The sequence below is a fragment of the Streptomyces sp. NPDC006997 genome (assembly GCF_040635175.1).
Taxonomy (GTDB): Bacteria; Actinomycetota; Actinomycetes; order Streptomycetales; family Streptomycetaceae; genus Streptomyces.
Map to the genome: position 1 here is coordinate 24,258 of NZ_JBEYHH010000025.1, position 8,871 is coordinate 33,128.

At 73.2% G+C, this 8,871-nt stretch carries 7 protein-coding genes; 2 read left to right on the forward strand and 5 right to left on the reverse strand.

All coding sequences use genetic code 11. The features are described from left to right. Positions 1 to 193: 193 nt before the first annotated feature. The 3 genes from sucB to ABZ659_RS24100 all read right to left on the reverse strand — a co-directional run bounded on the left by sucB (position 194) and on the right by ABZ659_RS24100 (position 5,335). Positions 194 to 2,020, reverse strand: coding sequence for a 2-oxoglutarate dehydrogenase, E2 component, dihydrolipoamide succinyltransferase (gene sucB, locus ABZ659_RS24090; protein WP_360223693.1), 1,827 nt, complete (start codon positions 2,018 to 2,020; stop codon positions 194 to 196). Between the two features lie 61 nt (positions 2,021 to 2,081). Then, positions 2,082 to 3,470 (reverse strand): dihydrolipoyl dehydrogenase, encoded by a 1,389-nt coding sequence (gene lpdA / locus ABZ659_RS24095; protein WP_360223695.1) that lies wholly within the window; start codon positions 3,468 to 3,470, stop codon positions 2,082 to 2,084. A gap of 323 nt (positions 3,471 to 3,793) precedes the next feature. After that, positions 3,794 to 5,335 (reverse strand): leucyl aminopeptidase, encoded by a 1,542-nt coding sequence (locus ABZ659_RS24100; protein ID WP_360223697.1) that lies wholly within the window; start codon positions 5,333 to 5,335, stop codon positions 3,794 to 3,796. Between the two features lie 321 nt (positions 5,336 to 5,656). Between ABZ659_RS24100 and ABZ659_RS24105 the strand changes: the two genes are divergently transcribed. After that, a complete protein-coding gene (locus ABZ659_RS24105) occupies positions 5,657 to 6,439 on the forward strand; it encodes an endo alpha-1,4 polygalactosaminidase (protein ID WP_360223699.1) in 783 nt (260 codons plus the stop codon). On the opposite strand, the gene ABZ659_RS24110 is transcribed toward ABZ659_RS24105, so the two are convergent. Beyond that, the gene (locus tag ABZ659_RS24110; protein ID WP_360223701.1) at positions 6,399 to 7,007 is read right to left on the reverse strand and encodes an RDD family protein; all 609 of its coding nucleotides are present in this window, start codon (positions 7,005 to 7,007) and stop codon (positions 6,399 to 6,401) included. The two genes, ABZ659_RS24105 and ABZ659_RS24110, sit on opposite strands and share 41 nt — an antisense overlap. A gap of 56 nt (positions 7,008 to 7,063) precedes the next feature. Further along, positions 7,064 to 7,855: an adenosylcobinamide-GDP ribazoletransferase gene (locus tag ABZ659_RS24115; protein ID WP_360223703.1), complete on the reverse strand. Its 792-nt coding sequence runs from the start codon at positions 7,853 to 7,855 to the stop codon at positions 7,064 to 7,066. A 56-nt stretch (positions 7,856 to 7,911) separates the two neighbouring features. On the opposite strand from ABZ659_RS24115, the gene ABZ659_RS24120 reads away from it, so the two are divergent. After that, positions 7,912 to 8,679 (forward strand): hypothetical protein, encoded by a 768-nt coding sequence (locus ABZ659_RS24120; protein ID WP_360223705.1) that lies wholly within the window; start codon positions 7,912 to 7,914, stop codon positions 8,677 to 8,679. Positions 8,680 to 8,871 lie beyond the last annotated feature (192 nt).

The following is an 8,871-nucleotide window of genomic DNA, read 5'->3' on the forward strand; positions in this document are numbered from 1 at the left end:
GGGCTCCTTAGGAAGGGGCCCACAGGCCCCCGGGGGCGTTTGACGCTTAGACAATACGGCGGCCCGGCCGTACGGGAGGGGCGCGAAGGGGCGCTTTGACGCAGGTGAGACGAGACTTACATCGGCGGACGACGTACGGCGCCCCCGTCCGGAGGATTCCGGACGGGGGCGCCGCGGGACGCTTACCGGGAGGTCACAGGCCGAGTTCGACCTCGAACTCGCCCGCCTCCAGGATCGCCTTGACCGCGCCCAGGTAGCGGGCGGCGTCGGCGCCGTCCACCAGGCGGTGGTCGTAGGAGAGGGTCAGGTAGGTCATGTCGCGGACGGCGATGACCGTGCCCTCCTCCGTCTCGATGACGGCCGGACGCTTCACCGTGGCACCGAGGCCGAGGATCGCGACCTGACCCGGCGGCACGATGATCGTGTCGAAGAGCGCGCCGCGCGAACCGGTGTTGGAGATGGTGAAGGTGCCACCCGCCAGCTCGTCCGGCGTGATCTTGTTGCCGCGGACCTTGCCCGCCAGCTCGGCCGTGGCCTTGGCGATACCGGCGAGGTTGAGGTCACCGGCGTTCTTGATGACCGGGGTCATCAGGCCCTTCTCGGAGTCCACCGCGATACCGACGTTCTCGGTGTCGAAGTAGGTGATGGTCCCCTCGGCCTCGTTGATCTTGGCGTTGATGACCGGGTGGGCCTTCAGCGCCTGCGCGGCGGCCTTGACGAAGAACGGCATCGGGGAGAGCTTGACGCCCTCGCGCGCCGCGAACGCGTCCTTGGCCTGGGCACGCAGCCGCATCAGCCGGGTCACGTCGACCTCGACGACCGTGGAGAGCTGCGCCTGCTCGTGCAGCGCCTTGACCATGTTGTCGCCGATGACCTTGCGGATCCGCGGCATCTTCACGGTCTGACCGCGCAGCGGGGAGGCCTCCAGGACCGGCGCCTTGCGGGCGGCGGCAGGGCCTCCGGCAGCCCCAGCGGCGGCCGGCGCCGGAGCGGCGGCGGCCTTCGCGGCCTCGGCGGCGGCGAGGACGTCCTGCTTGCGGATCCGGCCGCCGACGCCGGTGCCCTTGACGGCGGACAGGTCGACGCCGTTCTCGGCGGCGAGCTTGCGCACCAGCGGGGTGACGTAGGCGCCCTCGTCAGTCGGCTGCGCGGCGGCCGGGGCGGCCGGGGCGGGAGCCGGGGTGACGGGAGCCGGGGCCGGGGTCGGCGCGGGCGCCGGAGCGGCGGGCTGCGCCGGGGCGGCGGGCTGCGCCGGGGCGGCGGCCGGAGCCGCGGGCGCCGGAGCCGGGGGCGCGGGCGGCGCGGGTGCCGGTGCCGGGGCCGCGGCGGGCTCCGGGGCGGCGGGGGCCGGAGCGGCGGCCGGGGCCGCGCCCGGGGCGCCGATGACGGCCAGCTTGGCGCCGACCTCGGCCGTCTCGTCCTCGTTGACCACGATCTCCAGCAGCACACCCGAGGTGGGCGCCGGGATCTCGGTGTCGACCTTGTCCGTCGACACCTCAAGCAGCGGCTCGTCGGCCTCGACGTTGTCACCGACCGACTTCAGCCAGCGGGTGACGGTGCCCTCGGTGACCGACTCGCCCAGCGCGGGCAGCACCACGTCGGTGCCCTCGGCGCCGGAGCCACCGGCCGCGGCCTCGGCGGTCGGGGCCGGAGCGGCCTGCTCGGTGGAGGGGGCGGCCGGGGCCTGCGCGGCCGGAGCCGCGGTCGGCGTCGGGGCGGGCTCGGCGGCCGGGGCCGGGGCGGCCTCGGCGGCGGGCGCCGGGGCGGCGGCGGGGGCGCCGCTGCCGTCGTCGATGACGGCCAGCTCGGCGCCGACCTCGACCGTCTCGTCCTCGGCGACCTTGATGGAGGCGAGGATGCCGGCGGCGGGCGAGGGGATCTCGGTGTCGACCTTGTCGGTGGACACCTCAAGCAGCGGCTCGTCGGCCTCGACGCGCTCGCCCTCGGCCTTCAGCCAGCGGGTGACAGTGCCCTCGGTGACGCTCTCACCGAGCGCCGGAAGGGTTACGGAAACCGCCATGGTTTCGGTTGCTCCTAACGAATTGCGGAAGTCTGTGTCGTCGCGCCCGTGGAACGAAGGCTCAGTCGTGGGAGTGGAGGGGCTTGCCCGCGAGGGCCAGGTGGGCCTCGCCGAGCGCCTCGTTCTGCGTGGGGTGGGCGTGGATGAGCTGGGCGACCTCGGAGGGCAGCGCCTCCCAGTTGTAGATCAGCTGCGCCTCACCGACCTGCTCGCCCATACGGTCGCCGACCATGTGCACGCCGACCACCGCGCCGTCCTTGACCTGGACGAGCTTGATCTCGCCCGCGGTCTTCAGGATCTTGCTCTTGCCGTTGCCCGCCAGGTTGTACTTCAGAGCGACGACCTTGTCCGCGCCGTAGATCTCCTTGGCCTTGGCCTCGGTGATGCCGACGGAGGCGACCTCGGGGTGGCAGTACGTCACCCGGGGCACGCCGTCGTAGTCGATCGGGACGGTCTTCAGACCGGCCAGACGCTCCGCCACCAGGATGCCCTCGGCGAAGCCGACGTGCGCGAGCTGGAGCGTCGGGACCAGGTCGCCGACCGCGGAGATCGTCGGGACGTTGGTCCGCATGTACTCGTCGACGAGGACGTAGCCGCGGTCCATGGCGACCCCGGCCTCCTCGTAACCCAGGCCCTGGGAGACCGGCCCGCGGCCGACCGCGACCAGCAGGACCTCGGCCTCGAACTCCTTGCCGTCGGCGAGGGTGACCTTGACGCCGTCGGCGGTGTACTCGGCCTTCTCGAAGAAGGTGCCGAGGTTGAACTTGATCCCGCGCTTGCGGAACGCGCGCTCAAGCAGCTTGGAGCTGTTCTCGTCCTCGACCGGGACGAGGTGCTTCATACCCTCGATGACCGTGACGTCGGTCCCGAAGGACTTCCACGCCGAGGCGAACTCGACGCCGATGACGCCGCCGCCCAGGACGATCGCGGACTTCGGCACGCGGTCCAGGACGAGGGCGTGGTCCGAGGAGATGATCCGGTCGCCGTCGATCTCCAGCCCCGGCAGCGACTTCGGCACGGAACCGGTGGCCAGGAGCACGTGGCGGCCCTGGATCCGCTGGCCGTTCACGTCCACGGAGGTCGGGGACGACAGCCGTCCCGCACCCTCGATGTGCGTGACCTTCCGGGAGGCGACCAGACCCTGGAGACCCTTGTACAGGCCCGAGATCACCTCGTCCTTGTACTTGTGGACGGCCGGTACGTCGATGCCCTCGAACGTGGCCTTGACGCCGAACTGGGCGCTCTCACGCGCCTGGTCGGCGATCTCACCCGCGTGCAGCAGGGCCTTGGTGGGGATGCAACCCCGGTGCAGGCAGGTACCGCCGACCTTGTCCTTCTCGATCAGGGCGACGTCCAGGCCCAGCTGAGCCCCGCGCAGGGCCGCGGCGTAACCACCGCTGCCACCGCCGAGGATCACTAGGTCGAAAACGGTGCTGGCGTCGTTCGCCACGTCACGTCCTCCATGCATGTGCGCCACGCCGGTCAGCGGTGACCGGTCGGCGGCTGGTGTCCGGCCGCTGTATTGCTGTCGGCCCTTCGGTGGGGGCCCTGTCCTGCCGTGCCCCATCTTCGCACTTGTCAGCCCCGGAGGAGACGCGGGGCCGGGGTGTGAGACGCCCCACGTCCCACCACCCGACCTCGGGAGAGCCGACCCCGGGGGGCGCGGGGCCGTGCCGATGTGCGGCTACCGCCGCGTGTGCGCGACCAGCCTCCACGCCCCCACGCCCCCGCGGCCGCGGGACGGCGCGAAGTCACCGCCTCGGTGGGCGACCGTCAGCCCAGGTCCCCCGAGGCCGCCAGCTCGGCCAGCCGGACCAGGGTCCGCACCGCCGTCCCCGTACCGCCCTTGGGCGTGTACCCGAACGGTCCGCTCTCGTTGAACGCGGGCCCGGCGATGTCCAGGTGCGCCCAGGTGATCCCCTCGCCCACGAACTCCCGCAGGAACAGCCCGGCGACCAGCCCGCCGCCCATCCGCTCACCCATGTTGGCGATGTCCGCCACCGGCGAGTCCATCCCCTTGCGCAGGTGCTCCGGCAGCGGCATCGGCCACGACGCCTCCCCGACCTCCGCCGACGCGTCCACGACCGCCGCGCGGAACGCGTCGTCGTTGGCCATGACACCGAACGTCCGGCTGCCCAGCGCCAGCATCATCGCGCCGGTCAGCGTCGCCACGTCGACGATCGCGTCCGGCTTCTCGGCGGACGCCGCCCACAGCGCGTCGGCGAGCACCAGACGGCCCTCGGCGTCGGTGTTGAGCACCTCCACCGTCTTGCCGCTGTACATCCGCAGCACGTCACCCGGCCGGGTCGCGGAACCGGACGGCATGTTCTCGGCCAGCGCCAGCCACCCGGTGACGTTCACGTCGAGACCGAGGCGCGCCGCGGCGACCACGGCCGCGAAGACCGCCGCCGCGCCGCTCATGTCGCACTTCATCGTCTCGTTGTGGCCCGCGGGCTTCAGCGAGATGCCACCGGAGTCGTAGGTGATGCCCTTGCCGACGAACGCGAGGTGCTTCTTCGCCTTGGACGAGGTGTACGACAGCTTCACCAGCCGCGGCGCGGACGCCGACCCGGCGCCGACGCCGAGGATGCCGCCGTAGCCGCCCTTGGCGAGCGCCTTCTCGTCGAGCACCTGCACCTTGATGCCGTGCTCCTTGGCCGCGGCCTGGGCGACGGCGGCGAAGGCCTCCGGGTTGAGGTCGTTGGGCGGGGTGTTGACCAGGTCGCGGGCGCGGTTCAGCTCCTCGGCGACGGCCAGGGCACGCTCCACGGCCGCCTTGTGCGCCTTGTCGCGGGGCTTCCCGCCGAGCACGGCGACCTCGGCGAGCGGCGCCTTGCCGTCGCCCTTGCCCTTCTGGGCGTCCCTGGCCTGACGGCCGATCTCCTTGTACGCGTCGAAGGCGTACGCCCCGAGCAGCGCGCCCTCCCCGATCGCGCCGACCGCGGCGGCGTCGGCGACCGGCAGGGCGAAGGCGGCCTTCTTGGACCCGGCGAGGGCGCGGGCGGCCACACCGGCGGCCCTGCGCAGCGCCTCGGTGCCGTACGCGGCGTCCTTGCCCGGCTCGGCGCCCAGGCCCACCGCCACCACGAGCGGCGCCTTGAAACCGGCGGGCGCGGGCAGCTTCGTCACCTCGCCCTCGGCCCCCGAGGCGCCGAGCGTCTCCAGGACGCCGGCGAGCCTGCCGTCGTACGCCTTGTCCACGGCCTCGGCGCCCGGTGCGACGACCGGGGCCTTGTCGCCCTTGGCGACACCGATCACGATCGCGTCGGCCCGCAGGCCGGGCGCCGCGGCGGTGCTGAGAGTGAGAGCAGTCACGGTGGTGAAATCTCGCTTCCGATGTGAAGTTGCGGTTGGCCGAACGGATCGGGTCGGCCGGGCCCGATCAGCCGACCCTAGACGCAGCCCTGCACGCTGTCGTCACCTGGGCGGGACCCGTGGGCCACGAGCCTACGCGCGGAAGTGCGTGCGCTCACGCCTCCGGACGTTCACCGGTGGGTGGCGTCGTGGCCGTCTGCCGATCCTCGCACTCCATGGCGTGAGTCACACTCGCCGGGTATCGGAGCGCGCGCCGCAACCGTCCGCCGCCCGCGGCGATCCTCCTGGGTGTACGCCGCCGCCCACCCTGGAGCCCGCCCGGTGAGACGCCCGATCCTCCTCGTCACCCTGCTCGCCCTGCTGCTCGCGGGCTGCGCCGCCGGCCCCGACGGCCAGGACCCCGGCCCGCGCTGGCAGCCGGGTCCCGGCACGCCCTGGCAGTGGCAGCTCAGCGGCCGTCTCGACACCTCCGTGGACGTGCCGGTGTACGACATCGACGGCTTCGACCACGACACCGACACCGTCGCCGGGCTGCGCCGGGACGGCCGCAAGGTCGTCTGCTACCTCTCCACCGGCGCCTGGGAGGAGTTCCGTCCCGACGCCGGTGACTTCCCCGACGCGATGCTGGGCCGCGGCAACGGCTGGGAGGGCGAACGCTGGCTCGACATCCGCCGTACCGACGTACTGGAACCGCTGATGGCGGCCCGGATCGACATGTGCGCGGAGAAGGGCTTCGACGCCGTGGAGCCCGACAACATGGACGGCTACCGCAACCGCACCGGCTTCGAGCTGACCGCCGCCGACCAGCTCCGCTACAACCGCCTCATCGCCCGGCTGGCCCACGAGCGCGGCCTCGCCGTCGGCCTGAAGAACGACCTCGCCCAGATCCCGGAACTGGTGGACGACTTCGACTTCGCGGTCAACGAGCAGTGCGCCCAGTACGGCGAGTGCGCCGCGCTCACCCCGTTCGTCGAGGCGGGCAAGGCGGTCTTCCACGTCGAGTACGAGCTGCCGACCCGCGCCTTCTGCCCCGAGGCGCGTCGGCTCGACCTCAGCTCGATGCTCAAGAAGTACGAGCTGGGGGCATGGCGACGGGCCTGCTGAAGCCCAGGGCGGTGGTGACCGTCGTCCCGGCGACCCGGTCGGCGAGGGAGCGCCCGGTGGGGGAGAGGACCGGCAGCGCGTTGAGGAAGAAGAGGGCCACCGCCGCCGCCCAGACCACGACCGACAGCAGGAACTGGCCCTCGACCAGCAGCACGCAGGCCAGGGCGTACACGACCACGTCCGCGGTGGTGGTGACGGCGGCCCGCACCGCCACCTGCCGCTTCTCCGCCGCCTCCACCTTCAGACCGGTCAGCGCCTTGCCGAGGGTGCGGCCGAGCAGCGCCAGACAGGCCCACTGGTAGAGGAACGTGACCACGGCCAGCGCGCCGAACGCCTGCTCGACGTAGAGCACGGTCTTGTTCCACAGCGACAGCCCGAGCCCCTGCGAGGCGTCGATGACGTCACCGCGCGAGGTCACCAGCTCCCAGCCGCTGCTGGTGGCCAGCTCGGGCACGTCGGCGACGAGCGTGGACACGCGGTTGAAGGTCAGCATGGCCAGCAGTACGGCCGCGGTGACCACCAGGGCGAAGTCGATGAACCAGGCGATGGCGCGACGTGACTTGGGCATGAGGCCCCCCGTTGACGACGATGACGATGACGTGCGGCGGGTGACCTGACCCTCCGTCACCCCGGTGACAAGGACAGCACAACGAGCGAGACGGTTGCGGTCGTTTCCGCCAGCCCGCCGAACACGTCCCCCGTCACCCCGCCGAAGCGGCGCGTGCAGTGCCGCAGCATCGCCTCGGCGACGGCGAGCGCCGCGCCCAGGGCGACGGCGGTACGGACGGCCCCGCCCGGCCCGAACGCCGCGCCCCCGACGGCCACCGCCCCGGCGGCGACGGCGAGGGCCACCCCGGCCGCCCCCCGTACCGGCACCACCCCGGCGACCGCCGCGCCCAGCCCCTCCGGCCGGGCCGCCGGTACCCCCGCCCGCGCGGTCAGCGTCAGCGCCAGCCGGGCGGCGACCGCGGACACGGTCACGGTGAAGGCGCCGCGCGCCCAGGAGTCGCCGTACACCTGTGCGAGCGCGGCGGTCTGACCCGCCACCACGAAGACCAGCGTGAGCACCCCGAAGGGGCCGATGTCCGACTGCTTCATGATCCGCAGGGCGTCCTCGGCGGGCTTCCCGCTGCCCAGCCCGTCCGCGGTGTCGGCGAGCCCGTCGAGGTGCAGCCCGCGCGTGAGCACGGCGGGCACGGCGACGGTGGCCACGGCGGCGAGCAGGGCGCCGGCGCCGAGCGCGAGCAGCAGCAGCCCCACGGTGGCGGCAGCGGCGCCCACCACCAGCCCGACGACGGGCGCGACGAGCATTCCGCCGCGGGCCGCCTCGCGGTCCCAGCGGGTCACCCTGACGGGCAGCACGGTGAGGGTGCCGAAGGCGAACCGGAGGGCGTGCGGGGCGGGAGTGGTGAACACGCCGGAAGCGTACGCGAGCGGCCGTTCGAGCCCGACTTGCGGGCAAACTGGCGCATATGGGCTCATGGTTGTACCGGAACATCGTCGAACCCGGGAAGCTCCCGCTCCTGCTGGCGCTGACGGCGTTCGTCCTCACCTTCCTCGTCACCCGGCTGATCACCCGTCTCATCCGGGCCGGGAAGGGCCCCTTCGGCAACGTCAGCACGGAGAGCGGGCTGCACATCCACCATGTCGTCCCCGGCGTGGTCCTCACCGTGATCGGCGGGTTCGGCGCGGTCGCCGCGGGCCGTCAGGGCGTCGGCGGGGCGGTGACGGCGGTGGTCTTCGGCATCGGGGCGGGTCTCGTCCTGGACGAGTTCGCGCTGATCCTGCACCTCGACGACGTGTACTGGACCGAGGCGGGCCGCCAGAGCGTGGAGGCGGTCGTCCTCACGGCGGCCCTGGTGGGCCTGGTCCTCGCCGGGTTCTCCCCGTTCGGCGTGGACGGCCTCACCGAGGACGAGCTGGACAACCGCGGCTCGGTGATCGCCACGATCGCCACCAACTTCCTCTTCTCGCTGGTCGCCCTCGTCAAGGGCAAGACCCGGGTCGCGGTCTTCGGCGCGATCGTGCCCGTCGTCGCCCTGGTCGGCGCGGTACGCCTGGCCCGCCCCGGCTCCTACTGGGCCCGGCGCTGCTACGCCCGTCGGCCCCGCGCCCGCGACCGCGCCGCCCGCCGCGCGGCCCGCCACGACCGCCGCTGGTCGGGCCCGCGCCGCGCCTTCCAGAACTGGATCGGCGGGACACCGGACGAGGAGCGGGAGCCGGGCGGCCACGGGAGCTGAACTCCGGGACGCGGCAGACGGGCCCGTGCCGCGCCCCGGGCACTCGGCTGTTCGCCCCCGCCGACCTCGGCGGGGCCCCCGCGCCCGGTTGTCTGGCTGCTCGCTGCCGTCGGCCTCGGTGGGGTCCCGGTTCCGGTTGTCTGCCTGCTGGCTGCCGTCGGTCGTGGTGGGGCCCCCGCGCCCGGTTGTCGG

Coding starts and splice junctions, on each gene's coding strand:
- sucB (WP_360223693.1), bottom strand. CDS start 2,020: ATGGCGGTTTCCGTAACCCTTCCGGCGCTCGGTGAGAGCGTCACCGAG.
- ABZ659_RS24110 (WP_360223701.1), bottom strand. CDS start 7,007: ATGCCCAAGTCACGTCGCGCCATCGCCTGGTTCATCGACTTCGCCCTG.
- ABZ659_RS24120 (WP_360223705.1), top strand. CDS start 7,912: ATGGGCTCATGGTTGTACCGGAACATCGTCGAACCCGGGAAGCTCCCG.